The sequence below is a fragment of the Arachnia propionica genome, assembly GCF_003932785.1.
In the GTDB taxonomy this organism is placed as follows: domain Bacteria; phylum Actinomycetota; class Actinomycetes; order Propionibacteriales; family Propionibacteriaceae; genus Arachnia; species Arachnia propionica_B.
This window is the reverse complement of sequence record NZ_RQYT01000006.1, coordinates 35,708-61,853: the sequence shown is the minus strand read 5'-3', so window position 1 is coordinate 61,853 and position 26,146 is coordinate 35,708. Positions and strand designations below refer to the sequence as shown.

General features: G+C 69.7%; 23 protein-coding genes. 14 read left to right on the top strand and 9 right to left on the bottom strand.

Going from position 1 to position 26,146, the window contains the following annotated elements:
- Position 1: 1 nt before the first annotated feature.
- Positions 2-772 (bottom strand): ABC transporter ATP-binding protein, encoded by a 771-nt coding sequence (locus EII35_RS04620; protein WP_125227297.1) that lies wholly within the window; start codon positions 770-772, stop codon positions 2-4.
- Positions 772-1,806, bottom strand: a complete 1,035-nt coding sequence (locus EII35_RS04615; RefSeq protein WP_221739678.1) for a FecCD family ABC transporter permease — start codon at positions 1,804-1,806, stop codon at positions 772-774. Before EII35_RS04615 ends, EII35_RS04620 begins: the two co-directional genes overlap by 1 nt.
- 106 nt (positions 1,807-1,912) lie before the next feature.
- Between EII35_RS04615 and EII35_RS04610 the strand changes: the two genes are divergently transcribed.
- The 3 genes from EII35_RS04610 (at position 1,913) to EII35_RS15835 (ending at position 4,663) form a co-directional block, all read left to right on the top strand.
- Positions 1,913-3,295 carry an FAD-dependent oxidoreductase gene (locus tag EII35_RS04610; protein WP_125227296.1) on the top strand — a complete coding sequence of 461 codons (1,383 nt, stop codon included), beginning with the start codon at positions 1,913-1,915 and terminating at the stop codon, positions 3,293-3,295.
- Entirely contained in the window at positions 3,292-3,894 is a 603-nt protein-coding gene (locus tag EII35_RS04605) for a hypothetical protein (protein WP_125227295.1), read from the top strand. Before EII35_RS04610 ends, EII35_RS04605 begins: the two co-directional genes overlap by 4 nt.
- 82 nt (positions 3,895-3,976) lie before the next feature.
- Positions 3,977-4,663 (top strand): hypothetical protein, encoded by a 687-nt coding sequence (locus EII35_RS15835; protein ID WP_185744165.1) that lies wholly within the window; start codon positions 3,977-3,979, stop codon positions 4,661-4,663.
- Positions 4,664-4,674: 11 nt separating this feature from the next.
- Here the strand turns inward: EII35_RS15835 and EII35_RS04595 are convergent, their stop codons facing one another.
- Genes EII35_RS04595 through EII35_RS04585 form a run of 3 tightly spaced genes read right to left on the bottom strand, consistent with a single transcriptional unit; the run spans position 4,675 to position 7,819 of the window.
- Positions 4,675-6,195: an L-serine ammonia-lyase, iron-sulfur-dependent, subunit alpha gene (locus EII35_RS04595; RefSeq protein WP_125227294.1), complete on the bottom strand. Its 1,521-nt coding sequence runs from the start codon at positions 6,193-6,195 to the stop codon at positions 4,675-4,677.
- 53 nt (positions 6,196-6,248) lie between these two features.
- The gene (locus EII35_RS04590; protein WP_125227293.1) at positions 6,249-7,472 is read right to left on the bottom strand and encodes an MFS transporter; all 1,224 of its coding nucleotides are present in this window, start codon (positions 7,470-7,472) and stop codon (positions 6,249-6,251) included.
- A complete protein-coding gene (locus tag EII35_RS04585) occupies positions 7,472-7,819 on the bottom strand; it encodes an ArsR/SmtB family transcription factor (RefSeq protein WP_125227292.1) in 348 nt (115 codons plus the stop codon). Before EII35_RS04585 ends, EII35_RS04590 begins: the two co-directional genes overlap by 1 nt.
- A gap of 74 nt (positions 7,820-7,893) precedes the next feature.
- Here EII35_RS04585 and EII35_RS04580 point away from each other — a divergent pair, with 74 nt between their 5' ends.
- The 6 genes from EII35_RS04580 to EII35_RS04555 all read left to right on the top strand — a co-directional run bounded on the left by EII35_RS04580 (position 7,894) and on the right by EII35_RS04555 (position 15,344).
- Positions 7,894-9,012 (top strand): metallophosphoesterase family protein, encoded by a 1,119-nt coding sequence (locus tag EII35_RS04580; protein WP_125227291.1) that lies wholly within the window; start codon positions 7,894-7,896, stop codon positions 9,010-9,012.
- Positions 9,009-11,579 carry an ATP-binding protein gene (locus EII35_RS16625; protein ID WP_125227290.1) on the top strand — a complete coding sequence of 857 codons (2,571 nt, stop codon included), beginning with the start codon at positions 9,009-9,011 and terminating at the stop codon, positions 11,577-11,579. The genes EII35_RS04580 and EII35_RS16625 overlap by 4 nt, the downstream gene beginning before the upstream one ends.
- 6 nt (positions 11,580-11,585) lie before the next feature.
- On the top strand, positions 11,586-12,338 hold the full coding sequence (locus tag EII35_RS04570; RefSeq protein ID WP_125227289.1) for an ABC transporter permease: 753 nt from the start codon (positions 11,586-11,588) through the stop codon (positions 12,336-12,338).
- A 24-nt stretch (positions 12,339-12,362) separates the two neighbouring features.
- Positions 12,363-13,067, top strand: a complete 705-nt coding sequence (locus EII35_RS04565) for a M48 family metallopeptidase (RefSeq protein ID WP_125227288.1) — start codon at positions 12,363-12,365, stop codon at positions 13,065-13,067.
- Positions 13,068-13,130: 63 nt separating this feature from the next.
- The gene (locus tag EII35_RS04560; RefSeq protein ID WP_125227287.1) at positions 13,131-14,273 is read left to right on the top strand and encodes a L,D-transpeptidase family protein; all 1,143 of its coding nucleotides are present in this window, start codon (positions 13,131-13,133) and stop codon (positions 14,271-14,273) included.
- 132 nt (positions 14,274-14,405) lie between these two features.
- Complete coding sequence (locus tag EII35_RS04555) at positions 14,406-15,344, top strand: hypothetical protein (protein ID WP_125227286.1); 939 nt, start codon at positions 14,406-14,408, stop codon at positions 15,342-15,344.
- On the opposite strand, the gene EII35_RS04550 is transcribed toward EII35_RS04555, so the two are convergent.
- Entirely contained in the window at positions 15,334-15,927 is a 594-nt protein-coding gene (locus EII35_RS04550; protein WP_125227285.1) for a hypothetical protein, read from the bottom strand. The genes EII35_RS04555 and EII35_RS04550 overlap by 11 nt on opposite strands.
- Positions 15,928-16,022: 95 nt before the next feature.
- On the opposite strand from EII35_RS04550, the gene EII35_RS04545 reads away from it, so the two are divergent.
- On the top strand, positions 16,023-16,928 hold the full coding sequence (locus EII35_RS04545; RefSeq protein WP_125227284.1) for a DUF4192 family protein: 906 nt from the start codon (positions 16,023-16,025) through the stop codon (positions 16,926-16,928).
- A 63-nt stretch (positions 16,929-16,991) separates the two neighbouring features.
- Positions 16,992-17,924 (top strand): carbohydrate kinase family protein, encoded by a 933-nt coding sequence (locus EII35_RS04540; RefSeq protein ID WP_125227283.1) that lies wholly within the window; start codon positions 16,992-16,994, stop codon positions 17,922-17,924.
- Positions 17,925-17,960: 36 nt separating this feature from the next.
- Here the strand turns inward: EII35_RS04540 and EII35_RS04535 are convergent, their stop codons facing one another.
- Positions 17,961-20,036, bottom strand: a complete 2,076-nt coding sequence (locus EII35_RS04535) for a bifunctional metallophosphatase/5'-nucleotidase (RefSeq protein ID WP_125227282.1) — start codon at positions 20,034-20,036, stop codon at positions 17,961-17,963.
- 187 nt (positions 20,037-20,223) lie between these two features.
- Between EII35_RS04535 and EII35_RS04530 the strand changes: the two genes are divergently transcribed.
- Genes EII35_RS04530 through holA form a run of 3 tightly spaced genes read left to right on the top strand, consistent with a single transcriptional unit; the run spans position 20,224 to position 24,226 of the window.
- Positions 20,224-20,952, top strand: a complete 729-nt coding sequence (locus EII35_RS04530) for a ComEA family DNA-binding protein (RefSeq protein WP_185744164.1) — start codon at positions 20,224-20,226, stop codon at positions 20,950-20,952.
- Positions 20,949-23,252 (top strand): ComEC/Rec2 family competence protein, encoded by a 2,304-nt coding sequence (locus tag EII35_RS04525; protein WP_125227280.1) that lies wholly within the window; start codon positions 20,949-20,951, stop codon positions 23,250-23,252. The genes EII35_RS04530 and EII35_RS04525 overlap by 4 nt, the downstream gene beginning before the upstream one ends.
- A 17-nt stretch (positions 23,253-23,269) precedes the next feature.
- Entirely contained in the window at positions 23,270-24,226 is a 957-nt protein-coding gene (holA, locus tag EII35_RS04520; protein ID WP_125227279.1) for a DNA polymerase III subunit delta, read from the top strand.
- Positions 24,227-24,230: 4 nt separating this feature from the next.
- On the opposite strand, the gene EII35_RS04515 is transcribed toward holA, so the two are convergent.
- Entirely contained in the window at positions 24,231-25,721 is a 1,491-nt protein-coding gene (locus EII35_RS04515) for a DUF1846 domain-containing protein (protein ID WP_125227278.1), read from the bottom strand.
- Positions 25,722-25,820: 99 nt separating this feature from the next.
- On the bottom strand, positions 25,821-26,084 hold the full coding sequence (gene rpsT, locus EII35_RS04510; RefSeq protein ID WP_125227277.1) for a 30S ribosomal protein S20: 264 nt from the start codon (positions 26,082-26,084) through the stop codon (positions 25,821-25,823).
- Between the last annotated feature and the right edge of the window lie 62 nt (positions 26,085-26,146).

The following is a 26,146-nucleotide window of genomic DNA, read 5'->3' as shown; positions in this document are numbered from 1 at the left end:
TTCACAACAGGGCGGTGACACGGGGTCGTCGACTGTCCGGCTGCGAGTCGATGTGGCAGGTGATGCCGTAGACCTCGCTGACGGCCTCCTCGCTCAGCACCTCCGTGGGGGAACCGATGCGATGGAGAAGACCGTCGCGGAGCATGGCGATCCGGTCGCACCCCCGCGCCGCCAGGTTGAGGTCATGGAGAACGACCACCACGGTGTGACCATCCGCTGCCAGTGAACGCAGCAGGCGCATGACTTGGAGCTGATAAGCGATGTCGAGGGCGCTGACGGGTTCGTCGAGCAGGACGATCCTGGCGTCCTGGGCCAGCAGTTTCGCCACCATGACGAGTTGGCGCTGCCCACCGGAGAGGGTCCCGACGGGACGGTTGGCCAGCTCCTCGACCCCGGCTCGGCCGAGGGCCTGGTCAACGACCCGGGCATCCGTGCTCGTCGGGGCGCTCCACCGTGACAGGTGGGCGTATCTGCCCAGGGCGACCAGGTCGCGAACCCGGAAGTTCGCGGCCAGCGTGGTGTCCTGGGGCAGGAAGGAGACCAGACGGGCCCGCCGACGATGGGGCAGGGAACGCAACTCCTCGGCACCGGCGAGGACCGATCCGCTCGCGGGTGCGATGAGACAGGCGATGGTGCGCAGCAGGGTGGACTTCCCCGCACCGTTGGGGCCGATGAGCCCGAGCACCTCGCCCGGACGAGCTGTCAGGTCGATGCCTCGCAGGATGGGTCGACCACCCAGACGTACCTGGAGGGACACGGCACGAAGTTCCATCACAGCTGCCTCGCCTGCTTGATGATGAGGGCCAACAGGATGGGGGATCCGACCAGGGCGGTGACCACCCCGGTCTGGAGCACGACGGGTTCGAAGGTCAGTCGAGCCGCCAGATCCGCCAGGACGAGGAAGATGGCTCCCACCGCCATGCTGACCGGAAGCAGCCTTCGGTGATCCGGGCCGAGGGTGAGCCGGACGAGATGGGGCACCACCAGTCCGACGAAGGAGATGATTCCGGTCACCGCCACCGTCGCCGCGACCGCGAGCGCCGCGAGCGCCAGCAGGATCTGCCGGATGACGGCCGTGGGGACACCAGTGGTGGCGGCGGCATCGTCGCCGAGCAGCAGCAGATTGAGCTCCCGAGCGAAGAACAGCAGCGGAACCATGCCGGCCAGGGCGGGCAGCGTCGCCAGTCGGATGTCGTCCCAGTTGGCGGCCGTCATGTCGCCGTTGAGCCAGAAGATCGCCTGCTGCGCATCCTCAGCGCTGGGGGCGTTCGTGATCGCCAAGGAGATGACGGCCCCGAGCAGTGCGTTGAGCGCGATGCCCACGAGCAGCAGCATCGCTGCGGATCCCCGGGCCAGGGCGGTGACGCTCTGGGCGATGGCCACTGCGCCCATCGCGCCCAGGAAGGCGGCGATGGGTAGGGACCACGGCAGCGCCGCTGCACTGCCCGAGATGATGGCCACGACGGCGGCGGCCGCCGCTCCGGCCGAGACCCCGGTGATGCCGGGTTCCGCAAGAGGATTACGGAAGACGGCCTGCATCACGGCTCCTGCCACCGCGAGGGTGGCGCCCGACAGGGCCGCCAGCAGGACCCGGGGCAGACGAACCGTGTGGATGAGATGGAACTGGACCGGATCGGGAAGACCAGTCGGCAGACCGGCGACGTGGGCCAGTACCTGCAGCACCGCCCGGGGCGGTGTCTGGATGGGGCCGAGGGCGCTGGCGAGGACGATCGTGGCGACGGTCGCCAGCGGCAGCGACAGCACCACGATCGTCTGTGCCCAGTGACGTCGACCTTCGGGAATCACGCCCTGCACCGTACACCATATTGAGATGCGTTATCAGTTGAGGGGTGTGGTGGAATGCCCTTGACGGGTTGAGCGGAACCGACCAGGAACGACAGCGAGGAGCAGCATGAGTTCGCACGACATCGAGGTGGATCTGGCCGTCATCGGATTCGGCAAGGGAGGCAAGACCCTCGCGGGAACACTGGCCGCGCGAGGTCGGCGGGTGGCCCTCATCGAGCAGTCCTCGGAGATGTACGGCGGCACCTGCATCAACATCGGCTGCGTCCCGAGCAAGGCCCTGTCCTGGGCCGCTTCGCATCCCGGGACGGGAACTGACCCGAAGGAGTGGTTCGAGACCGCGGCCGAACGGGTCAGCAGCCTCACCGCTGCGATGCGTGCCAAGAACTTCCAGATCTTCGACTCCCCCGAGACGGCCACCGTCATCACCGGGCGGGCGAGTTTCATCGACGCCACCACGTTGGCGGTCTCGGCCGGTGAGGACGAACTGATCGTCCGCGCCCCGACCATCATCATCAACACCGGGGCAGCCTCAGTGCTGCCACCCATCCCCGGGCTGCGGGAGAGTCGCCACGTCGTCACCAGCACCGAGGCCCTGGCGCTGCGCCAACGTCCCGATCACCTCATCATCGTCGGCGGCGGCTACATCGGCGTGGAGTTCGCAACGACCCACGCCGCCTTCGGGACCAGGGTCACGCTCATCCACCGAGGCGAGCGACTGCTCGAGACCCAGGACGCGGACATCGCGCAGGAGGTGCGGGAACTGCTCGAGGCGGCGGGGGTGACGGTGTTGACGTCGGCGGCTGCGTCGCAGATCCTCGACGTCGGCGACCGGGTGAAGGTGTTCCACAACGACGGGGCCGGGCGCCGCCACGAGGTGGAAGGTGACATGGTCCTGGCGGCGCTGGGACGCCGACCCGTGACGGATGGACTCAACCTGGCCGCTGCGGGTATCGAGGTGGGGGAACGGGGCGAGGTCGTCGTCGATGAGTACTGCCGGACCTCCGCCCCCAACGTCCTCGCCGTCGGGGATGTCAACGGTGGCCCCCAGTTCACCTACATCTCCTTGGATGATCACCGCGTCGTGCTCGACCAGCTCGAGGGCGACGGCCTTCGGTCGACGAGGGATCGGGTTGCTGTCCCCAGTGTGGTGTTCACAAGCCCGCCGCTGGCCCATGTCGGCCTGACCTTCGCCCAGGCGGAGGCGTCAGGACGTGCGGTGCGCACCGCCGTCCGTCGGGTGGCCGACATGGTGATCGTCCCGAGGACCAGGATCGTCCAGGAGACCCGTGGGGTCATGAAGGCCGTCGTCGACGCCGAGACCGACCAGATCCTTGGCGCCACGCTCCTGGCCCACGACGCCCACGAGGTCATCAACACCATCGCGCTCGCCATGCGGGCCGGGGCCACGGCGGCCGATCTCCGTGACGGCATCTGGACCCACCCGTCCATGACCGAGGCCTTCAACGACCTGTTCGGCCAGCTGAGGTGACCAGGTGTCGTCGCGGACTGCTCTGGGGGCTGGCGCTGGCGGGCTTCCTCGGCCTGCTCCTCGCCCTGGCCCACACTGCGCCTGCTCCTCATGAGGGGACGCCGCCCAGGGGACCCGCTCATTCGGCCCGAACACTGGCGGCCTCGTCCCCGACAACGGTCGAGCAACCGGCGGTCTCCCCGGGGACCGTCCTGGCGGCGGGGCTGGCGGTGGGCTACAAGGGCGCCCCGGACCTGGATCCCCACAGCATCGACTACGGGCCGCGAGGGGAGCTCAGCTCCCACCAGTGGCACCTGGAAGGGGAATGGCAGGTCAACGAGGAGGCCGTCACGGCGTTGTCCGAAGGGGCGACGCTGCGCTACCGGTTCGACGGCAGGACGATGGCCGTCGTCCTGGATGCCCCGAGCGAGGCCCGGGTCCGGGTGCGGGTCGATGGGCGGATCGGCCACCCCGGAGCGGACGTTGTCGACGGTGTGGTCACGATCGACTCCGGCCGGGCCTACGAGGTGGTGAGGCTTCCGCAGTCGGCACGTGGCACCCTCGTCGAACTGAGCCTCGACCAGCGGGTGGTGGCCCGCGCCGTCGCCTTCGACTCGTGAGGACACGGGGGAGGACTGGCGCCAGCACCCTCAAAGGGTCCATGATGCCTGTGGGAATCAACACCGACCAGGAAGGACGCCCATGTCCATGCAGCCCCAGTACCCGATGCAGCCCGGAGGTCAGCAACCTCCCCACTTCGGCGCCCCTGCGACGCCGATGCCCCTTCCCATCGGGGTGATCGTGGGTCTGGTGGGCGCGTTCCTGGTGGTGCTCTCCTGCTTCGGGCCATGGGCCGGTGCGGAGTTCGCAGGAAACTCGGCCTCGGTCGGTGCGTTCGACGACATGGGGTGGATCGTGCTGCCCCTGGCCCTCATCGCCGGAGGCGCATTGGCGGTGAACGCCTTCGTGCCCTCCCTGCGGGCGCAGGTCTGGCCGGCCATCGTTGCGACGGTGGCGGCCGGGATGGTGCTCATCGTCCTCATCGTCGTCTTCGCCAAGATCGCCGATGTCAAGTCCAAGCTGGGGCCCTTCGGGGAGGCCATCGGCTTCCAGTGGGGGCTCTACATCCTCATACTGGGCTCCCTGGCGTTGATGGTCGGGTGCGTGCTCCAACTCGTCAAGGTCCTCGGCCGGTCCCGTTCCGGTGTCCCCGGGCAGCCGCAGTTCGGCCAGCCCCAGCAGGGTGGTTACGGTCAGCCGCAGGGATACCGTCAGCAGCCGCCGCAGTTCGGGCAGCCCCAGCAGGGTGGGTACGGTCAGCCGCCTCAGCAGGGTGGGTTCGGTCAGCCGCCCCAGCAGGGCGGCCATGGACAGCCGCCTCGGGGCTGAGCGGTTTCCCGTCAACACTCCACGACGTTGACCGCGAGACCGCCCGAGGAGGTCTCCTTGTACTTGGAGAGCATGTCCGCCCCGGTCTGCCGCATGGTCTCGATGGCGGCATCGAGGCTGACCCGGTGCTCCCCGTCGCCCCACATGGCCATGCGCGCGGCGTTGATCGCCTTGATGGCGGCCATGGCGTTTCGTTCGATGCAGGGCACCTGAACCAGCCCACCGACGGGGTCACACGTCAACCCGAGGGAGTGCTCCATGGCGATCTCGGCGGCGTTCTCCACCTGACGCGGGGAGCCGCCGAGGGCCTGGGCCAGGCCTGCCGCCGCCATGGCGGCGGCAGAGCCCACCTCGCCCTGGCAGCCGACCTCCGCGCCGGCGATGGAGGCGTTGTTCTTGATGAGTGACCCGACGGCCGTGGCGGCGAGCAGGAAGTCGTGGACCGCGCGCCGCCGTTGGCGGGCGGCGGGTTCCACCTCCCCGGGAGTGAACCGGAACGGCGTCAAACCCTCCTCGTTCACGGGGGTGAAGGAACCGAAGGGCACCCCCGCCTCCGGGCAGTAGGACACGAGGAAACCGATCACGCCGGGGATCACCCCGGCCGCGCCGTTCGTGGGTGCTGTGACGACTCGATGACCGGCGGCGTTCTCCTCGTTCACGGCCAACGAGTAGAGGTTGACCCAGTCCATTGCCCGCATCGGGTCGACCGGCGTCGCGGCCCAGTGCTTCACCCCCGCCCCCTCCGTCGGCTCCTGGCGGGCGCGCTGCCCGAGTCGTCGGGCCAGCTCCTTCGCCCGACGCCGCACCCTGAGTCCACCCGGCAGCTCGCCCTCGGCCACGAGGCCGGCATCGACGCAGTCGAGCATCGTGTTGGCGACCAGGTCGAGATGCTCCTCCAGCCGTTCGGGGCCTAGACGGTGGTGCTCGTTGACCCGGACGAGGTCGGCGACCCCGAGGCCCGTGGCATCGCAGGCGCCGACGAGTTCCGCGGCCGTCGTGTAGGGGTGGAGGGACGACGCGAGGGGCGGCCCTGTCTCCAGCGGGACCACCACGTCGGGTGCGTCGCCTACCTGCATCTCCACGAAACCACCCCCCACCGAGTAGTAGGTGCGGGTCACTGCCGACGTGGCGATCACCAGGGCGTTGGCGTGGTGGGGGAGTCGGGTGGCGGGCTCGAAGCGCAGGTCCCTCGCCGGATCGAAGGGGACCGGCCCGACGCCGGGGATGAGGAGGCGCCCCGTCCCGGCGATCTCCGCCATGATCGTCTCCACGACCTCGATCCCCACGGTCTCGGGATCGTGGCCGCTCAGGCCCAGCAGCACGGCGCGATCCGTCGCGTGGCCGCGCCCCGTCGCCCCCAGGGAGCCGAGCAGCCGCACCGTGAGGTCAAGCCCCCCGGGTTGCACACCCTCCCCGGCCAGCAGCGAGGCGAAGTGGGCCGCCGCGCGCATCGGGCCCACGGTGTGGGAGGAGGAGGGGCCGATGCCGACCTTGAACAACTCGGTCACCGAGAGCGGCTCCACCACGGCCATCAGCTGTCCCTTTCCCGCATCGAGTGGCCGGTCCGGCCACTGCGACCTCCACGTTATCGCTCGTGCGGCGAAGGACGGTGGACCCGCCCCATGAGCGGTGCCGTCGCCAGCAGGGCGATCGTGGACAGCAGGCTCAGGAGAACGGCCGTCAGGGGAAGCCCCACCGCGATGCCGAGCCAGCCCGCGGCGGGATAGGTGAGGAGGTAGCAGGCGTGGCTGAGGGAGAACTGGGCCGCGAAGACGGCCGGATGGTCGCTGGGCTCGCAGGCGCGACGGAGCAGCCGCGAGGAGGGGGTGCCCACCATGGACACGGCCGCCCCGATGAGGGCCCAGGTCAACGCCAGCCACGCCCACTGCGCCATCCCGGGTGGGGTGTGGATGGCCAGGGCCGCCAGTCCCAGTCCTCCTGCCACGACGACCGCGCCGAAGGTCATCACCTCGAGATCGGCGAAGCGACGCAGGAGGCGTGGGATCGTCAGGGCGGCCACCATCGACCCGGCGCCGTGGGCTGCGAGCAGCCAGGCCACCTGGGCCTGCCCCGCCCCGAGCTGCCCCTCCACGAGCACCACGGTGTTGACGAGGACCATGCTCACCCCGCAGGCCACCACGACGTTGAGGGCGAGGAGTCCCCGGAGCTCGCTGGAGGCGAGGAACAGCCGGGTGCCGCGGGTGAGGCGCTCCCTGAACGGCGTGGCGGGCGTGGCGACGGGGGCCGGGGGCCGGGCCGCGAGCACCAGGACGATGGAGGCCACGAAACCCATGGCGGTGCCGATGAAGAGTCTGTGGAAACCCATGACCCCGAGCAGGACGGCGGCGATGACGGGGGAGACGAGTGACTCCAGGTCGTAGGCGAGGCGGGACAGGGTCAGGGCGGCCGTGTACTCCTCCTCGTCGGGGAGCACCTGCGGGATCGTCGCCTGGAAGGTCGGGGTGAAGGTGGCCGAGGCGGCCTGGAGCAGGAAGACGAGAACGTGGACCTGCCAGATCTCGGTGACGAACGGCAGGGCGAGCGCCATGACGGCCCGCACCGCGTCGGCCGTGACGAGCACCGCCGTGCGCGGCAGCCGGGAGGCCACCGCCGTCATGACGGGGGACACCAGGACGTAGGCGAGGATCCGGATGGTGAGCGCCGTCGCGAGGACCCCGCCCGCGTCGGATCCGGCCAGTTCGAAGGCGAGCAGACCCAGGGCGACGGTCAGGAGACCCGTCCCGAGCAGGGCAACCACCTGGGCCGCGAACAGCCGGGCGTAGGTGGCGTTGCGCAGGGCGGTGATCATCAGGGGAGCCGGTGGTGTGACGGCGAGTCGTCGAGGGCGTGCTCGGCCTGCTGGAGGGAGTTGGTCACGAGCTCGATCGCGTGCTCGTTGGTCAGGCTGTAGTAGACCCGTTGCCCGTCCTGCCGGGTCGTCACGATGCGGGCCAGACGCAGCTTCGCCAGGTGCTGGGAGACCGCCGCGGGGGCCTTGCCGACGGCGTCGGCAAGCTGTCCCACCGACAGTTCGCCATGTTGCAGGGCCAGCACGATCCTGATGCGAGTCGGCTCGGCGAGCATCGAGAACACCTCCACGGCGAGATCGATGTACTCCCCGGCGTACCCGGCGCCATTGGACGTATCTGCATTCATACGCAGATATTGACATCCTTTGAATCGCGGCGCAATCCCCTCCAGGCTGTGGGGGACCTGATATACCTCGACCCATGGACGAGACGGTGTTCATCGCCACGGCCGACTGGCAGCTGGGCATGGCGGCACGGTTCCTCAACGACGATGCCCGCATCCGCTACCAGCAGGCGCGCCTCGACGTCGTGGCCCGGATCGGAGAGGTCGCGCGATCGCGGGATGCCGCCTTCGTGGTGGTGGCGGGGGACATCTTCGAGTCCAACCTCCTGGACCGCTCCGTCCTGCTGCGAACCTTCGAGGCCCTGCGTTCCATCCCGGTGCCGGTGGTGCTGGTCCCCGGCAACCACGATCCGCTCGATGCCACCGCCATCCACGACGATCCCGCCTTTCTCAGGGGATGCCCCGACCACGTGACCGTGGCCCGGTCCGAGACCCCGATCGAGGTCGTTCCCGGGGTCGAGGTCGTCGCCGTCCCATGGCGCAGCAAACGCCCCACGACCGATCTCGTCGCAGCCGCGCTCGAGACTCTCACCCCGGTGAGGGAGGGCGTACGACGCGTCCTGGTCGCCCACGGCGCGGTGACGAGTCTGAACCCGGATCGCACCGCCGTGGCGACCATCGACGAGGATGCCGTGGCGACCGCCCTGGCGGACGGGCGGATCCACTTCGCCGTCGTGGGGGACCGGCACTCAACGACCGAGATCCTGCCGCGTTTCTGGTACCCGGGGACGCCGGAGGTGACGGATCGGCACGAGACGGATCCGGGGAACGTCCTCGTCGTCGCCCTCCACGAGGGGACGGTGGAGCGGGTCCGGGTGGGGTCCTGGAGTTTCCGGGTGGTGGAGCAGGAACTGTCCTCGGACGAGGACATCGACACCCTCGTCGCCCAGTTGTCCTCTCTCCCGGCCAAGGACCGCACGGCGGTCTGGTTGGTGCTGCGCGGCACCCTCTCCGTCACCCAGGACGCCAGGCTCCGCAATGAACTCGAGGATCTGGGATCCCTGTTCGCGCGGCTCGGGACCTGGGAACGTCACACGGACCTGGCCGTCGTGGCGGACGACCACGACTTCGCCTCCCTGGAGCTGTCCGGCTTCGCCCAGGACGCCGTCGCCGAACTCGTCGCGGCCGCCCCGACGGATGAGACGGCCCGCGATGCGCTCGGACTTCTCCACCGACTGACGGAGGGCACGCGATGAGACTGCGCCGCATCACTCTCAGGAACTACCGGGGAACCCGGGAGCGAACCGTGGACTTCCCGGACGGCATCACCATCGTCCAGGGGCCCAACGAGGCCGGGAAGTCCTCGCTCATGGAGGGGCTCCGTCTCCTGCGGGCGTACAAGTCCTCCTCCAACGCCGCCCCCATTCGCCGGGTGAAACCGGTCGACAGGGATGAGGGGCCGGAGGTCGAGGTGGAGATGACCTTGGGGCCGCACACGGTGGTCCACACCAAGAGATGGCTGCGGGTCCCTCGGACCACCCTGGAGGTGCGGGGGCCCCACCCGGAATCCCTCACCGGCGACGAGGCCCACGACCGGTTCCTCGAACTGTTCGACGAGCACGTCGACGGGCAACTGTTCTCGGCGCTGGAGATGACCCAGGGGGACTCCCTGACCCAGGGCCGACTGGTCGAGCTGCCCTCGCTTCGGCGCGCCCTGGACGACGCCAGCCTCCCCGTCGCCGATCATGACACCCTCCTCGCCGCGGTGGAACGGGAGTACCAGCGCTACTTCACCGCCACGGGCAGACCCACGGGGGAGTACCAGAAGGGGGCGCAGGAACTGGCCCGGCTGCAGGAGGAGGTCGAGCGGGCCAGGAGCGTCCATGACGAGGTGGAACGGCTGTCCGCGGAGCACGAGCGCAACCGGGGTGAACGCCGGGACGTGGCGACTCGGTTCGACGAGGCGGGGGAGGAGTTGGCCGAAATCGCGAGGAGCGATGAGCGCCTCGCCGGACTGCGGACACGCCTCGCCGAACACGAGGACCTGGCGGCCCGGGCCAGCGCCGACCTCGAGCGGGGCGAGCACGCCGACCAGGAGCGCCGGGAACTCATCTCCACGGTGTCCGGCTGGGAGGACGAGCTGGCGGCAGCCGAGGAGGCCCTCGAGGAACGTCGAGGACGACGGGCCGAGGCGGAGGCCGGGACCGGGGCCGCCCTGGCCGCCAGGGACGCCGCTGAGGGACGGCTCGCCGGGATCACCCAGCGGCTCCGCGACCTCGACGAGGTGGAGCGACGACGCAGCCAGGCGGAGGAACTGACCCACCTGACGGAGCGCCTGGCCCGGATCGAGCAGGCGGAGGAGGCCGTGGCAGCCGCCGCGGCCGCCTTCGAGGCGGGGCGGGTCGACGGCGGTCTCATCCAGCGACTCGAACAGGCCGAGGTGGAGTGTCGCCTCGCCGAGAGCCGCGTCGAGGCGGTCGCCGCCCGGGTCCGGCTCGAGGTGCTCGGCGAGGTCCTCATCGACGACGAAGGCGCACCGCCCGGGGTCCGGGAGGCGAGGATCACCCGGCCGATGCGCATTGAGGTGCCCGGGCAACTCCGGCTGGAGCTCGACCCCGGGATGGACATGGAGGACCTCGAGCGCGCCCACCGTGACGCCCTCGACTCCCGTGACGCCCTCCTCGCCGAGATCGGGGCCAGCACGGTTGACGAGGCCCGTCGACGTGACTCACGCAGCCGCGAACTCGGATCCCAGCGGGATGAGGCGGAGACGGAACTGAGGCTCGCCTTGGGAGGCGACAACGCAGCCGTGCTCCGAGCCAGGGCGGAGACGATCCGGCAGCACCTCGAGGCTCAGGAGACGACCCTCACCCCCGCCGACGACCGGGAGGCCCTGGACCGGGAGCACGAGCAGGCGGCGGCCGATCTCGGGCAGGCCCGGTCGGCACTGGAGGAGGCGCGTCAGCAGGAGCGGGTGGCGCGTGAGCAGTGCATCCGGGACGAGGCCGGGGTGGAGGGGCTCCGCACGCGCATCGCGGAGGCGAGGCAACGCCTCGAGGCGGCGCGGGAGCGGTGCGCCGACCAGGCGATCACCGAACGGATCGACAGGTGTCGGCGGGAGGTCGCCGCCCACACCGAGCAGGTCGAGGCGGTCCAGGAGGAGTTGCGGCGCAGCGATGCCGCAGGAACCCGGCTGCGTCTCGACAACGCGACGGCCCTCGTGGCGCGGCTCGAGAAGGAGATCAACGAGCTCGACGGGGAGGCGGTCCGGATCGAGACCCTCCTCGCCGACCGCATGGCCTCGGGCCCCTACGACGTGCTGGCCCGGGCGCAGCAGGAGCTGGAGGCCCTGTCCGCCCGCCAGGACGGGCGCGAGAGAGCCGCCCGGGCCGTCGCCCGGCTGCGGGAGACGCTGCTCAGACACCGGGACCAGGCGCAGCTGCGTTACGTCGCCCCCTTCAAGGAGCGGATCGAGGTGTTGGGGCGCCCCGTCCTCGGCGAGGACCTCGAGGTCGAGATCAGCCCCGACCTGGCCATGGTGAGCCGAACCCTCGCCGGCGTGACCGTGCCCTTCGAGTCCCTGTCGGTCGGGGCGAGGGAACAGTTCGCGCTGCTCGGCAGGCTCGCGTGCGCTGACCTCGTCGACGCGGAGGAGGGGGCCCCGGTCATGATCGACGACGCACTCGGATACGCCGATCCCGAACGGGTCAGGGCCATCGCGACCGTGCTCAACGACGTGGGGAGCCGGGCCCAGATCATCGTCCTGACCTGCCAGCCGGAGCGTTTCGGTCACATCGGACGGGCGACGGTCGTGAGGATCTGATCCACCATGAACGGCTGGCCGGACGTGTTGCGCTTCACCGCCGCCATGGTGACGCTCGTCGCGCTGACCGTTCTGCTCCTGAGGGCCCACCGGGTGCCGCTCGGCTGGGCACCCGCCGTCGCCGTGGTCCGGGCAGCCGTGCAACTGGCCGCCATCGCGACGTTGCTCAGTGGGGTCACCGAATGGCCCTGGCTGGCCCTGGCCTTCATCGCCCTGATGTTCACCACCGCGTCATGGACAGCGGCAGGTCGGGCCGCGGACCTGCCGAGGGGACGACGCAACGCCACGATCGCCGTCCTCGTCGGTGGAGGGGTGGCCATCGGTGCGGTGATCATGCTGGGGCTCGTGCCCTTCAGGGCACAGCAGACGATCGCGATCGCCGGCATCGTCATCGGGAACGCGATGGCCACGGTGACCCTCACCGCCCGGCACCTCGTCACGGATCTGTTGGCCAATCAGGGGGAGGTCGAGGGCTGGCTGGCGCTCGGGGCCACCCCCTCCCAGGCCACGGCACGGCTTCGGCGTGAGTCGATCGTGGAGGCTCTGCTGCCCAACCTCGACCAGACCAGGAACACCGGATTGGTCACCCTGCCCGGCGCATTCATCGGTGCCCTGTTCGGGGGAGCCAGCCCACTCGAGGCGGGTCTCTTCCAGCTCACGGTGCTCGGCGCGGTCCTCCTCGGGGGCACCACCGCGGCCACCGTCCTCAGCGCTCTCGCCGGCCGGGCGGCCCAGCTGCCGCGACGACGACAGGGATGACATCCGTCGTGCGACAATCCTGGGATGCAGAGCCGAGTGCTGACCGTGGCGGATCTCCGGGTCGAGGTCACCGTGAAACGGATGAAGAACCTGCGGATGCGCGTCCCCGGGTCCGGCCCCGTCGTGGCCGTGTCAGCCCCCGTCGGCACCGCGGATGCACTGATCCGGCGCTTCGTGACGGAGCGACAGCCGTGGATCGAGAGACAGCGGACCCTGCACGTCAGGCGTGAGGCCGGGGCGGATCGCATCGTTGACGACGGGGCCGTCCGGCACTGGGGGAGATGGCTGCGTGTGGTCCGGTCCTCTGGGCTTCCCGCAATGGCCGCACTGCACGAGGACGTACTGCACCTCAGCGGTCCGGACGACGAGACGGTGGAACGCGAACTCGCGAGATTCCGTGCGGCGGAGGTGAACCTTTGGGCCTCCCGGTTCGTCTCCCAGTGTGTACCTCGAATGCAGGTACCCGAACCATCGACAATCAGATATCGCCAGATGAGGACCCGCTGGGGCTCCTGCAACCACCGGACCCGGACCATCACCCTCAACGTGATGCTGGCCCGGTACCCGGTGGAGGCCCTCGAGTACGTGGTCGTCCACGAACTCGCCCACCTCCGGCACCCGAACCATGGCCCCGACTTCTGGGACCTGGTCGCCTCGGTGCTCCCCGACCACCGGAGTCGACGTCGCCTTCTCCGGACCGACGGCGGGTCATCCCGGGACGAGGACTGAACTCCGGTTAGGCTCGCTGCGGCAATCTTCTGGCTTCTCTCCAACCGTGAGGAAGGTCGCGCCATGCGTCGTCTCGTTGTTCTGCCCATGCTGGCCATGCTGGCCGTCGCCGGGTGCGCCCGTGAGTTGCCGGCGACCCCGACCCGGGACGAGGCGGTGGCATCCGTGGCCACCGTGAACCCCGAACCGGGCGAGGGCACGACGGCCCCGGAGGCAGCCGACGAGGCGGGGAGCCCTGCCCCGGAGTTCGAGGCGACCGAGGTGGCCTCCGAGCCCCTGACGGAGACCGTGCCCACTCCCGAACCGGTGTCAGCGCTCCACTCGCCCGGTGACTCGGGTGAGGAGATTCGGGACCTCCAGCACCGACTGCTCCAACTCGACTGGTACGAGGGTCCCATCACGGGGGATTTCGACGCGGCCACGCAGCTGGCGGTCGAGGGCTTCCAGGGCAAGCGGGGCCTGCCGGTCCACGGCTTCGTCGACCGGGGCACGCTCGACGCCCTTGTCGGCATGACGCGGGAACCCACCCATGAGGAGAAGCACAACATTCTCGTCGCCGGACCGGCCCTGCTGAGCAACGGCGCCGAGGGCGACGAGGTTCGCGACCTCCAGGCCCGCCTCAAGCAGATCGGTTGGTACAACAAGCTCATCGACGGCAGGTACGGCGAGGGGACGATCGCTGCGGTGCGCGGCTTCCAGGAGAAGCGGCAGCTGCCCGTCACGGGCGAGGTGGATCAGCGGACCCTGGACCGGCTGCACGGCATGACCCGCAGGCCCACCGAGGACGAGAAGCACAACCGCGAACCGGAGAAGCGATCCCCCGCGGCGATGTCGCTCGACGACCGCTGCCTCACCGGGCGGGTGCTGTGCATCTCCAAGAAGCAGCGCAAACTCGCCTGGGTGATCGACGGTGAGATCAAGACGGTTCTCGACGTCCGATTCGGTTCGGCGGAGACCCCCACCCGGAACGGTTCGTTCTCGGTTGGTTGGAAGTCGCGCAACCATGTCTCCACCGAATACGGCTCGGAGATGCCCTACGCCATGTTCTTCTCCGGTGGGCAGGCCGTGCACTATTCCGCCGACTTCGCCTCCCGCGGTTACCAGGGAGCCTCGCACGGCTGCGTCAACGTCCGCGACAAGGGGGCCATCGCCACGCTGTTCGATGAGGTGAAGGTGGGGGACAAGGTCGTCGTCTACACCGGATGATCCGGGAAAATCGCGACCGTGGTCGTAGTTCGTCTGCCCGCCCGACGCGCTAGGGTGAGGCAGACGAACTGTGTTCGAGCGGGCCCCGCGGGAGCTGAACCCGACCATCCCGCCACATCGAAAGGCATCTGAGTGAACATTCCGTTGGCCATCGGGCTGCAGGTCCTCTCCTCCTTCCTCTTCGCGAGTGGGGCGATATTGCAGTCCCTGGGGGTGAAGTCAACCTTCGAGCCCGGCGCCACCGCGTCGTCGAACAAGCTGACGATGATGGGACTGCTGAAGCTCTTCCTCATCCCGAAGTGGCTGCTCGGGCTCGGATGCGTGCTCCTCGGGGCGCTGCTGCACCTGTGGGCGCTGACGATGGCCCCGGTGGCGGTCGTCCAGCCCGTCGGTATCCTCGCCGTGCCGTGGTCGGTGCTGCTGGCCTCCCGCATCCACGGACACGAGATCCCGATGCGGGTCTGGCGGGCCGTCAGTGTCACCGTGCTCGGGGTGGTCGGTTTCACGATCTTCTCCTCCGTGTTCGCGCGGGGTGAGAAGCAGTTCGGATTCATGCCCGTCACCTGGTCATTCATCGCGGTGTGCGTGATCTGCGCGATCCTGTCCTTCTTCGCCGCGAGGAAGGCCGCCCCGTGGGCGAAGGCCATGCTCTGGTCGTCGGTCGGGGCGATCTTCTACGGTCTGGCCTCCGGCATGATGAAGGCCGCCATGAACATGGTGCAGTCGGGACATTTCGAGCTCTTCCATCCCACCACGCTCATCGTCATCGGCTACATGATCGCCTGCTACGTCCTGGGCGTGTGGATGATCCAACAGGGCTACGCCTCCGGGCCGGCCGAGATCACCGTGGGGACCATGACCACCGTCGACCCTTTCGTCGCGGTGCTGTTCGGGCTGTTCATCCTCGGTGAGGGCAGCGGCATGGGGATCGGCCCGTCCGTGGGCATGATCCTCTCCGGCGCGATCGCCGTCTACGGGGTCGTGCTGCTGTCGAAGGACCATCCCGACGCGGTGGAGGAGCGGGAGAAGGCGGCCGCCGAGAAGACGGCCCAGGCGCCGACTACCCGCTGACCGGCAGGGCCGTGACGGGGGTCCCAGCCGAGGTCGCCAGCACGACCGTGCTGTCGGCCCGGTTGGTGAGGAACCGCCACTTGGCCGTCTTGGTCTCACCCGCGCTGACATGGATCGTCTCCGCGTCGATGACGTCGGAGTTCACCATCGTCTCGTTGTTGAACACGTAGGCGCTGTAGGTTCCCTGCCCCTCCGTGAGGGTGACCCGGACCTCCACGTCCAGGGTTCCCTCACCCCAGGTGTGGCTGACCACCTCGAAGGTTCCCTTGCCGTAGCTGTCGAACGGGATCGAGGACCCCGACCTCCCGAGGGACTCCTCGGCCGCCGAGGGGGCGGGGCGGCTCGGCGTGGCCGCCCCCGACTCCTCGCGAGGCGTGCCGAAGAACTGCAGCCCCAACAGGACGAGGCCGACGAGGGCCAGGCCACCGATGACGAGGAGCAGGGTGCGTCCCAGACTGCTCGGGGGCTCCTGGTAGTCCTCGAGCTGGGGCGGCGGATACTGTTGGGGCTGCTGGGGCGCGCCGAAGGGGACCCGGGGGTCTCGGCCATTGGGTCGGGGCGGCTGCCATTGTGGGGTGCTCATGGTGGCTCCACGATAGCGCGCAGGGTTGTCAACAGGTGGCCCCGAAATGATGATGCCGTGACCACTTCGGGGAATCCCTGCCCAGAGTGGGTTGCATGAGGACACAGCCGAGAATCCGAACCCGCAGCCATCGTGAGCTGCTCAACGTCCCCGGGGTCTGCCTCGGGTTCCACCCCCGGGAGTCATGCGTCGTGCTGGGCGTGGCCGGGAACACCGTGGAGTTCTGCGCCCGCGTCGATCTGACGGGGCTGCGTGCCGACTCCGCAGCCTTCATGGCCCAGATCGGGTGCGCCATCGGCCGGGCCGGGGTGGACTCCTTGGCCCTGCTCGCCTACACGAACATCCCGGAGGCCCACGAGGAACCGCTCCGGGAGCTGTTGGAGGAGTGGCAGCCGTGGTTCGTGGTGGCGTTGGTCGCCGACGAGAACCGGTACTGGGACCTGTTGGGAGGTCCGCTCCGGGATCAGAGCCCACGCCGTTGGGACGCGAGGTCGTCCTCGGTCATGGCCTCAGCGGTGTACCAGGGGGTGTCGGTGGCCGCGGACCGTGACGCCGCCGTCGCGATGGTCCGCAGCACCCTCGACCCGTTGGAGGCGGAGCTCCTCACCGAGCAGGCCCGGGCCCACATCGTGACGCTGGACACGGCGGGACGCATCCAGCTCCTCGACGCCCTCCTCGGCTCGGCCGAGCCGTTGCTGCCCATCGAGGGAGCGGAGTTGGCCCTCCTGCTCCGGGAACCGGCACTGGCCGGGGAGGCTCTTGACCATGTCCTGGTCCGGCGCCCCGGCAGGGTCGTGGATCGGCTGGCCGAGGCGCGTCGGGCCGTTTCGGAGGCCGAGGCGGACGATGTCCTGGCCGTGCTGGGGCTCGCCTGTTGGGCCGATGGCCGGGGACCCCAGCTGGCGGAGTGTCTGAGGCAGCTGGACACCCGGGCACCGCAGCATCCATTGCTGCCATGGCTCGCCGAACTGCACCGGACGGCCGCGCCGCCGCCCGCATGATTTCTGGTCCGTTCGTCGACACTCCCGCCGCGCAACCCCCATGCCAGGTCCTAGAGTTGGCCCATGCGATTCGTGGTCTGCGGTGAAGCACTCATCGATCTCCTTCCCGTCGAAACCGTCTCCTCGGCTGAGACCCGCTGGGCGGCCCTGTGTGGGGGTGGCCCCATGAACACCGCCATCGGTCTGGCGCGGCTGGGGGAGGAGACCCACTTCTTGGGGAGACTGGGCAACGATGCCTTCGGGGAGCAACTGTCGTCATACATCGAGGCCAACGGCGTCGCCACCGATCTGGCGGTGCGCAGTGGGGACGCCACCTCGGTGGCGGTTGTGTCCCTCGACGCCGAGGGCAAGGCCCAGTACACCTTCCACTTCCACGACACGTCGAACTTCGGGTGGCGTCGGGAGGAGTTCCCGCAGCTCACGGAGGACGACTGGGTGCACTTCGGGTCCATCGGGGCCGTGGTGCAGCCGGGGGCGGAGGCCATGGTCGAGTTCGTGCGCTCCACCCCGGCGTCGCTGAGCTATGACATCAACGTCCGGCCCACCGTGCTGCCGGACCGGGCGGAGTACTTCTCGAGGGTGGAGCCCCTCATCGAGGCGGTCGGCTCGGCTGCCGGGATCCTCAAGGCCAGCGACGAGGACATCTGCTGGCTCGTCGATGATGACGACCCTCTGCCGTACGTCCACGCGTGGTGCGCGGAGTACGGCCTCTCGCTCGCCATCGTCACTCTCGGCGCCGAGGGGGTGGTCGCGGTCAAGCCCGATGGACGCGAGTACCGCGTCCCGGGGCACGCCATCGACCTGGTGGACACCGTCGGGGCGGGGGACACCTTCATGGCCGGATTCCTGGCGCGGTTCGCCGAGCGGCCGGACGACGTGGAATCAGCGCTCAGGTGGGGGGCGGCTGCGTCCGCCATCGTGTGCAGTCGGCAGGGTGCCAACCCGCCCACGCGGGCGGAACTCATCGCGTTCCTGGGGAACCGGGCGGAGGGGTGACCCCGCCGCCGCGGCCCTCCCGGTCAGCACATCCGGTCACCTGAGCCCGGCCCCGGTGCGGGGCAGACCCGGCCTGGGGTCACCGGGCCTCGGCGGCACCGGCTTGCCCGGCTTCTCCGGCGTCGTGCAGGCGACCCCGTCGCCCTGAACCCTCACGCTGCGGTGCACGACGGTGCCGGACGGTTCGATGGTGAACGTGAGCACCGCCTCGCGGGTGTCCAGGGTGCACGACGAGGGGACCGACACCTCGACGCTGGCCTTCCCGTCGGCCACGGTGCCGGTGCCCACGACACTGCCGTCCAGCGTCACCGTGACCTTGGTGTTGGGCACGGCGGGGGTCACCTTCGCGGGGTCCTTCGGGTCGCGGCCGGTGGCCTTGCCGAGCATCATGTCCAGGCCCTCGGGGGAGACCGGCTCGGCCGCGGTGACATCGAAGGTGAACGTGGTGGCGGCACCGCCCTCCTTGAGCTCCGTGGCCGCCGCCGTCATGGAGACACCGCGCTTGCTGTGATCCGGGGACAGTGGCTGGTTCGCGGTCACCCACGCGATCCAGGCCTCGAGGTCCACGCGACCGGAGTCCTTGGTCCCGGTGCCCTTGGCGAGCTCGAAGAAGTTGTCGCCACCGGCGATGAGGAAGGAACCCGAACCAACGGTGTACAGCTTCGCGGGATCGATGGGCTTCCCGGCCACGAAGATCGACGTGATCCGGTCCCCCTCGGGACGGGACTCGTCATAGGTGTAGGACACGTTCCTGGACAGCCCCAGCCGCAGGAAGGGGCGGGAGGGAACGGTGCCGTCGGCCTTGCGCTGCCACTGCTGCTCGAGCACCGTCTTGAACTGGGCGCCGGTGATCTGCGTCGTCATGAGGGTGTTGGCGAAGGGCAGCGCGAGGGCGGCCTCACGGTAGGTGATGTCCCCCTGGTCGAACGAGTCCCGGGTGCCACCCGGGTTCTGGATGCCGATGAACTCGGGATTCCCCTTGCTCAGGGTGTCGAAGAACAGCTGGGCCACGGCATTGCTCATCGGCGACTCGACGTTGCGGACATCCGCGTTGCCGGTCGGGGTGGAGATCGCCTGGTTCGCGGTGCCGATGACCTTCTTGCCCACCTCGTTGGCCTTGTCGACGGCCTCCTTCACGATCTTCTGGATCTCCGCGACCCGGGGGTGGGAGGGGTCGACGGCCTTGGGATCGATGACGTGGTTGACGTTGCCCACCTCGCCGCTGAGTTGACCGTCCGCGGTGACGCACGCGGTCAGCTCGTTGAGCTGGGTGGCGTAGGAGGCGGCCTGGGTGAACAGCTGGCCCTTGTCGTTGGTCCACGCGTAGGACTGGTGGGTGTGGCCGTTGAGCACGACCTTCACCCGCGGGTCGATGCCGGTCCACATCGCGTTGAAGTTGGGGGACAGGGCGGCCTGGCTGGCGCCGTCGCTGCTGCCGTTGGGGGCGCCCTCGTGCACGGCTGCCATGACGAGGTCCACGTCGGCGGGCAGCGAGGCGGCGACACGGTTGATCGCCTCGACGGGATCCCCGATGGTCACCTCGGCCAGCCCGGAGGGGCTCACCAGCGACGGAAGGTCGGCCGTGACGGCACCGATGACGGCGACCCTGAGGCCCCCGACCTCGAAGATCTCGTGGGACTTCAGCGGCGGCGCCACGTCGGTGGTGCCCTTGGTGTAGACGTTCGCGCCGAGTTCCTGGAACGGCAGTGCCGCGTGGACACGACCGGCCAGGTCCGACCAGCCCTTGTCGAACTCGTGGTTGCCGACCGCCACGGCGTCGAGATCGGCGGCAGCCATGATCCGCAGCGTGGGGAAGTCGTCGTCGGCCATCGACTCGAATGTCGAGCCGCCGATGTCGTCGCCGGAGCTGACCAGACCGACGTTGGCCTGGCCCCTGGCGTCACGGATCTTCTCGATGGCCGTGAACAGGGCGGGGGCCTGGAGGATGCGACCGTGGAAATCGTTGTAGGAAAGGATGGAGACCTTGGTCGTGCCCGGGGCGCACGTCACCTCGTCGGCGGCGGCGGGCAGTGTCGGAGCCACGATCACTCCGGCGAGACCAAGGGCGGATGCGGCCAGCGCTGAGGTGAGCCGCTTGCTGTACTTCGACATGTGACACTCCACTCGGATACAGGCCGGTGAGGAGCCGACCTTCAGGGCTCAGCCTTGCCAATGCGGACCCCCACGTCAAGTGGGTGGGAGGTCCATTGCGGGGCGCCGTGCGGCGGGAACCCGCCGGGTTGTCCACAGGTGGCCCTCGCGGTGACCGATGGGGCCCGTTCGTGTCCATGGTGAGGATGTGAACACCTCGCAGAAACCGCAGCCGCTGGATCGGCTCGCGTTCCTCACCAAGGAGCGGGTTCCGGGTCCCGAGGAGGGCTACCAGCCGATCGCGGAGCCAGCCCGTGAACCGCCGCTGCGTGCCGTGGTGGCCCTCGGCCGTCAGCACCTCCCGGTGGTGCTGGCGCTCCTCCTCGGCGTGGCGCTGATCGGCTTCCATGCCCTCACGAGGAGCTCCGCGACGGAGGTCCCTGCCGCCCCCGTCCGCGAGTCGTCCCCCGCATCCGCGACGGCCTCCGCCAGCGCATCGGCGACGCCGCAGCCGCGTCAGCTGCGGGTCCACGTGCTGGGGGCCGTCGTCAACCCCGGTGTGGTGCGGCTGCCGGAGGGCAGCATCGTCGAGGACGCCATCGAGGCGGCCGGGGGGCTGCGGCCGGACGCCGCACCGGGTGAGCTCAATCTGGCAGCCGTGATCCAGGATGGTCAGCAGATCATCATCGGGGACGGCTCCGCACCCCGCGGTGAGGTCGTGGCATCGACCACGGCGGCGAGTGGCGGCGTCCTGGACCTCAACTCCGCCACCGCCGAGCAGTTGGAGTCCCTGCCCGGGGTGGGGCCGGTTCTCGCGGCCGACATCGTCGCGTGGCGGGACGAGCACGGTCCCTTCACGGATGTCGCGCAGCTGCAGGAGGTCTCGGGCGTGGGACCGCGCACCTACGAGCGGCTCGCTCCCCTGGTGCGGGTGTGACGGAACAGGACTGGCGGCTCGCCCCGGCCGGCGCGGCCGCCTGGTTGGGGGCGTGGCTGGGCACCTCCGGGTGGCGTCCCGGCCCCGGGACGGCGTTGCTGCTGCTCGGGGTGCTGACGGTGGCGGGGCTGGTGGTGGCTCGACGATGGTGGCGCACGATGCTCGTGGTCCTGGCTGTCACCGCCCTGCTGGCCGGTGCCAGGGAATGGGCGCTGAGGAGCGGACCGGTGGCGGAGCTCGCCGCTACCGGCGCCCACGTCACCTGTCGCGTCGTCGTGGACGGTGACCCGACTCGTCCTCCCGGACGAGGTGACGGGCTCACGTTGCAACGGGCGCGGCTCGTCGTGGTCACGACGGCCACGCAACGGTTCACCGGGGAGATCCCGGCGACCCTCGTCGCGGCGCGGGACCAGGGTGAACGGATGGCGGCCCTGCCTCCCGGTGGTGTCGTGGAGGTCGCCGGTGTGCTGCGCCCGGAGGACCCCGGTTCCCCGATGGCGGTGGTGCTCGCGGTCAGGCGGGTGGGCGATGTCATCCGGGAACCCGGGCCGTGGGATCGGACGGTGACCGCGATCCGGGAGGGGCTCCTCCGGGCCAGCGCCTCGCTACCACCCGACCAGGCGGGTCTGGTGCCCTCCCTCGTGCTGGGGGATCGGAGCGCGGTGACCCCGGAGGTGCAGGCGCAGTTCCAGGCCACCTCGCTGACCCATCTCATGGCGGTCTCCGGGGCGAACCTCACCCTGCTCCTGGGGGTGCTCATGGCGGCGTCCCGATGGCTGGGGGTGCGGAGCTGGGGAATCCGAGTGGTGGCCGCGATCGGGGTTCTCGCCTTCGTGCTGGTGTGTCGCGCCGAACCGTCGGTGCTGCGCGCCGCAGCGATGGGGCTCATCGCCCTGCCAGCCATCGGCATCAGCAGGGGACGGCGGAGCCTGCGCGGCCTGGCCCTGGCGGTGCTGCTGCTCACCGGGATCGACCCGTGGCTGTCCCGGTCCTGGGGGTTCGCCCTGTCGGTGAGCGCCTGCCTCGGCATCGTCTCAGTCGGCGGGACGATCGTCTCCCGGCTGTCGCGGTGGTGTCCGGACTGGGTGGCGGAGGCGGTGGCCATCCCGTTGGCCGCTCAGCTGGCGACCCTACCGTTGACGGCCGAGCTGTCGGGGCGGGTGTCGGTGAGCGGGGTCGTGGCGAACGTCATGGCCGGCCCGTTCGTCGGACCTGCCACGGTCCTGGGGTTGGCGGCCGCCCTGTTGGTGTGGTGGCCCGCAGCCGCTGCCCTCGTCGCCGGGCTGGCCGGGCTCGCCGTGCAGCCCATCCTGGCGGTGGCCGCCATGGTGTCGACATGGCCGAGCGCGTCGTTGCCGTGGCCGCGGGGACCGGCAGGCATCCTGTCGAGCCTCATCCTGCTGCTGCTCTGCCTCTGGCTGGCCCCTCGCGTCGTCGATCATCCGCGGGTGGCGTTGCTTCTGGCCGGGGTGCTGGTGGTGGTGAACTTCATCCCACGGCTCCCACCTGGGCCGTGGACGGTCGTCTTCTGCGATGTCGGCCAGGGCGACGCCACCGTCGTCCGCGCCGGGCCCACCGAGGCGGTCCTCGTGGACACGGGCCCGGAACCTGCCCTGGTGCTGGAGTGTCTGGAGGATCTGGGGGTGCGTGCGATCCCCATGGTGGTGTTCACCCATTTCCATCAGGACCACATCGGCGGGGCGGAGGAGGTGCTGCGGCGTTACCGTCCCGCGGTCGTGGTGGTGAGTCCCCTGCGTTCCCCGGCACGGGCCGCGGCGGAGGTCGTCGCCGCCGCCGAGGCGGCGGGGGCGCAGGTGGTGACGGGCGAGCCGGGGCTTCGGTATCGCATCGGCGCGGTGTCGTGGCTGGCGGTCTCGGCGTGGCTGCCGACGGCCTCCGATGCGGAGGGAGACGGTGAGAGTGTCGTCGAGAACGACTCGTCGGTGGTGTCGATCGTCGAGGTCGGGGGAGTGCGGGTGCTGCTCCCGGGCGACATCGAGCTGGACGGCCAGGCGGTGGCGCGACGGGAGCTGGAGCGGCTCGGCATCGACCCGCACGTGTCGGTGTACAAACTGCCCCACCACGGCGCGGCGAAGCAGGACCTCCAGCTGCTCGCCGGCACCGGCGCCTCGCTGGCCGTCGTCAGCGCGGGGAGGGGGAACCGCTACGGGCATCCGGCGGAGCGCACGATCCGGGCCGCCGAGGAGGCCGGGATGACTCTTGCCCGCACCGACCTCCAGGGCCATCTCCTCGTGTCGGCGAGCGCGACGGGGGTGCGTGTGACGCCGTGGGAGCCGTGAGGTGGCATGCTGGTCGCGTGAGTGTTTTCGGTACTGCCCTGCTCGTGACCGGCTCGGAGTCGTTGCTGACGTCGCGGGTTGTGGCGGATCGGCGGGCGGCCGCCCTGGCCGAGCAGCCCGACGCGGAGGTGAACCGGGTCCAGGCCGTGGAACTCGCCGATGCCATGCTGTCGGAGGTGGCCGGCGGGTCGTTGTTCGCCAGCCACATCGTGGCGGTCATCCAGGACATCGGCTCCACCCCGGGTGAGGTGTTCGACGCCCTCGTCGCGCTGGCCTCCGATCCCGGCCCGGAGCTCTGCCTGATCCTCGTGCACGAGGGCGGGAACAAGGGACGCGGGTTGGTGGACCGTCTCAAGAAGGCGAAGGTGGAGGTGGTCGCCGTCGCGGCACCGAAGCCGTGGGACCTCCCGAAGGTCTGCGTGGAGGAGGCGCGTCGGCTGGGGGTCAGGATGACCCTGGACGCCGCGTCGGCGCTGGTCGCGGCGGTGGGAACCGACCTGCGCAGTCTCGTCGCGGCGGTGTCGCAGCTGGCGGCGGACGCTGAGGGGACCCAGATCGACGTCGACCTCATCGGGCGCTACTTCGCAGGCAGGGCCGAGGTGACCTCGTTCCAGGTCGTCGATGCCGTGCTCGCGGGGAACACCTCCGAGGCCCTGGAGAAACTGCGCTGGTCGCTGGGCACCGGCACCGCGCCGGTGCTGTTCACCTCGGCCTTCGCGGGCGCGTTCCGGGCGATGGGGCAGCTCCTCGACGCCCGAGGGGCAAGCGGTGCGGACCTCGCGGCCCGCATGGGGGTGCCACCGTTCAAGGTCAAGGACTATCAGCGGCAGGCACGGCACTGGCAGCCGGCGGGGGTCGCCGCGTCGATCCAGCTCATCGCCCGCGCCGACGCGGAGGTCAAGGGCGCCTCCGTCAGCCCCGAGTACGCGCTGGAGAAACTGGTGCTCGGGGTGGTGGCGCAGCGTCGACGATGAGTCGTCAGCGTTTGCGGTAGAGCTTCTTGGTCTGGAAGACGGGTTCCGAGGTGACGTTCGTCCCCAGATTCCGAAGGATCGCCTCGTCCACGGGGCCAAGGATCACCGTCGAGTGGATCTCACAGCCACGCAGGTTCTCCAGCTGCGCCAGGGCGCGGCGGGCGAACTCGCTGTGGTTGGCGCTCACCGCAAGGGCGATGAGGACCTCGTCGGTGTGGAGCCGCGGATTCCGGCTGCCGAGATGTTGGGTCTTGAGGTTCTGGATCGGGGCGATGGTCTCCTCCTCCAGGAGCTTGACCTCCGGGTCGATCCCGGCGAGGGCCTTGAGGGCATCGAGGAGCATGGCGGAACAGGCCCCGAGCAGTGGCGAGGTCTTGCCGACGATGATCTGACCGTCGTGGAGCTGGATCGCGGCGGCGGGCGCCCTCGTGGCCTTCTCCCGCTCGAGGGCGGGGACCACGACGGGGCGATCCTCCCCGCTGACACCCAGCTGTCCCATGAGCAACGCGATCCGTTCCGACTGGGTGGGCTCCAGCTGGTCGCGCTGCTCCTGCACCCTGGCCTTGAAGTAGCGGCGGATGACCTCCTGCCGGGACGCCTCCTGGCACACCTCGTCGTCGCTGATGCACATCCCCGCCATGTTGACGCCCATGTCGGTGGGGGACTGGTAGGGGCTCTCGCCGAGCAGCTGCTCGAACAGCCGCTTGAGCACCGGGAAGATCTCGATGTCGCGGTTGTAGTTCACCGTCTGCACCCCGTAGGCGGCGAGGTGGTAGTGGTCGATCATGTTGACGTCGTCGAGGTCCGCGGTGGCGGCCTCGTAGGCGACGTTGACGGGGTGGTTGAGGGGCAGGTTCCAGATGGGGAAGGTCTCGAACTTGGCGTAGCCGGACCGGATCCCGCGCTGGTGGTCGTGGTACAGCTGGGACAGGCAGGTGGCCATTTTCCCGGAGCCGGGTCCGGGTGCGGTCACCACCACGAGATCCCGCTCCGTCTCCACGTAGTCGTTGCGGCCGTAGCCCTCCGGCGACACGATCCTCGTGACGTCGTGGGGGTAGCCGGGGATGGCGTGGTGGCGGTGGACCCTGATGCCGAGCCGCTCCAGCTTGCGCTTGAACGCCGCCGCCTGACGGTTGTCGTTGCTCCACCTCGAGATGACGACGCTGCCGACGTGCAGTCCGTAGTCGCGGAACAGATCGATGTGGCGCAGGACGTCGTCCTCGTACGAGATGCCGAGGTCGGCCCGGACCTTGTGGCGGGAGAAGTCCTCGGCGTTGACGACCACGACGATCTCCACCTCGTCGGCGAGCCCTGCGAGCATGACGATCTTGTTGTCGGGGGTGAACCCGGGCAGCACGCGGGAGGCGTGCATGTCGTCGACGAGCTTGCCCCCGAACTCCAGGTAGAGCTTGCCGCCGAACTGTCTGCGCCGGGCCTCGATGTGTTCACCCTGCAGGGCAAGGTACTTCTCCCGGTCGAATCCGACAGCGTGCATCTGGTGTTCCCCCTCGTGAAGGTCGGTTGCGTGGAGCATACGTGAAACAGCGCCCGGACCACCGAGTGGGTCAGGGCGCTGTCAGCGTTGATCGTGGGATCAGGCGAGCGTGTTGGCGGTCAGGCTGATGGCCGACTTGCGGTTGGCCGCCTGGTTGGCATGGATGACGCCCTTGGTGACGGCCTTGTCCAGGGCGCGGTTCGCGACCTTGGCGAGCTCGATGGCCTTCTCGTTGTCGCCCTCGGCGACGGCCGTGCGGAAGTTGCGCACGTGGGTGCGCAGCTGAGACTTGATCGCCTTGTTGCGCTGGCGCGCGATCTCGTTGGTCTTGATGCGCTTCTTCTGGGACTTGATGTTTGCCACTTGGGCTTGCCTCACTCAGTTCTGGGTACTCGGTACGGGCGCCGCACGGACGCGACGGTCCA

Coding starts and splice junctions, on each gene's coding strand:
- EII35_RS04620 (WP_125227297.1), bottom strand. CDS start 772: ATGGAACTTCGTGCCGTGTCCCTCCAGGTACGTCTGGGTGGTCGACCC.
- EII35_RS04610 (WP_125227296.1), top strand. CDS start 1,913: ATGAGTTCGCACGACATCGAGGTGGATCTGGCCGTCATCGGATTCGGC.
- EII35_RS15835 (WP_185744165.1), top strand. CDS start 3,977: ATGTCCATGCAGCCCCAGTACCCGATGCAGCCCGGAGGTCAGCAACCT.
- EII35_RS04595 (WP_125227294.1), bottom strand. CDS start 6,195: ATGGCCGTGGTGGAGCCGCTCTCGGTGACCGAGTTGTTCAAGGTCGGC.
- EII35_RS04590 (WP_125227293.1), bottom strand. CDS start 7,472: ATGATCACCGCCCTGCGCAACGCCACCTACGCCCGGCTGTTCGCGGCC.
- EII35_RS04585 (WP_125227292.1), bottom strand. CDS start 7,819: ATGAATGCAGATACGTCCAATGGCGCCGGGTACGCCGGGGAGTACATC.
- EII35_RS04580 (WP_125227291.1), top strand. CDS start 7,894: ATGGACGAGACGGTGTTCATCGCCACGGCCGACTGGCAGCTGGGCATG.
- EII35_RS16625 (WP_125227290.1), top strand. CDS start 9,009: ATGAGACTGCGCCGCATCACTCTCAGGAACTACCGGGGAACCCGGGAG.
- EII35_RS04570 (WP_125227289.1), top strand. CDS start 11,586: ATGAACGGCTGGCCGGACGTGTTGCGCTTCACCGCCGCCATGGTGACG.
- EII35_RS04565 (WP_125227288.1), top strand. CDS start 12,363: ATGCAGAGCCGAGTGCTGACCGTGGCGGATCTCCGGGTCGAGGTCACC.
- EII35_RS04560 (WP_125227287.1), top strand. CDS start 13,131: ATGCGTCGTCTCGTTGTTCTGCCCATGCTGGCCATGCTGGCCGTCGCC.
- EII35_RS04550 (WP_125227285.1), bottom strand. CDS start 15,927: ATGAGCACCCCACAATGGCAGCCGCCCCGACCCAATGGCCGAGACCCC.
- EII35_RS04545 (WP_125227284.1), top strand. CDS start 16,023: ATGAGGACACAGCCGAGAATCCGAACCCGCAGCCATCGTGAGCTGCTC.
- EII35_RS04540 (WP_125227283.1), top strand. CDS start 16,992: ATGCGATTCGTGGTCTGCGGTGAAGCACTCATCGATCTCCTTCCCGTC.
- EII35_RS04535 (WP_125227282.1), bottom strand. CDS start 20,036: ATGTCGAAGTACAGCAAGCGGCTCACCTCAGCGCTGGCCGCATCCGCC.
- EII35_RS04515 (WP_125227278.1), bottom strand. CDS start 25,721: ATGCACGCTGTCGGATTCGACCGGGAGAAGTACCTTGCCCTGCAGGGT.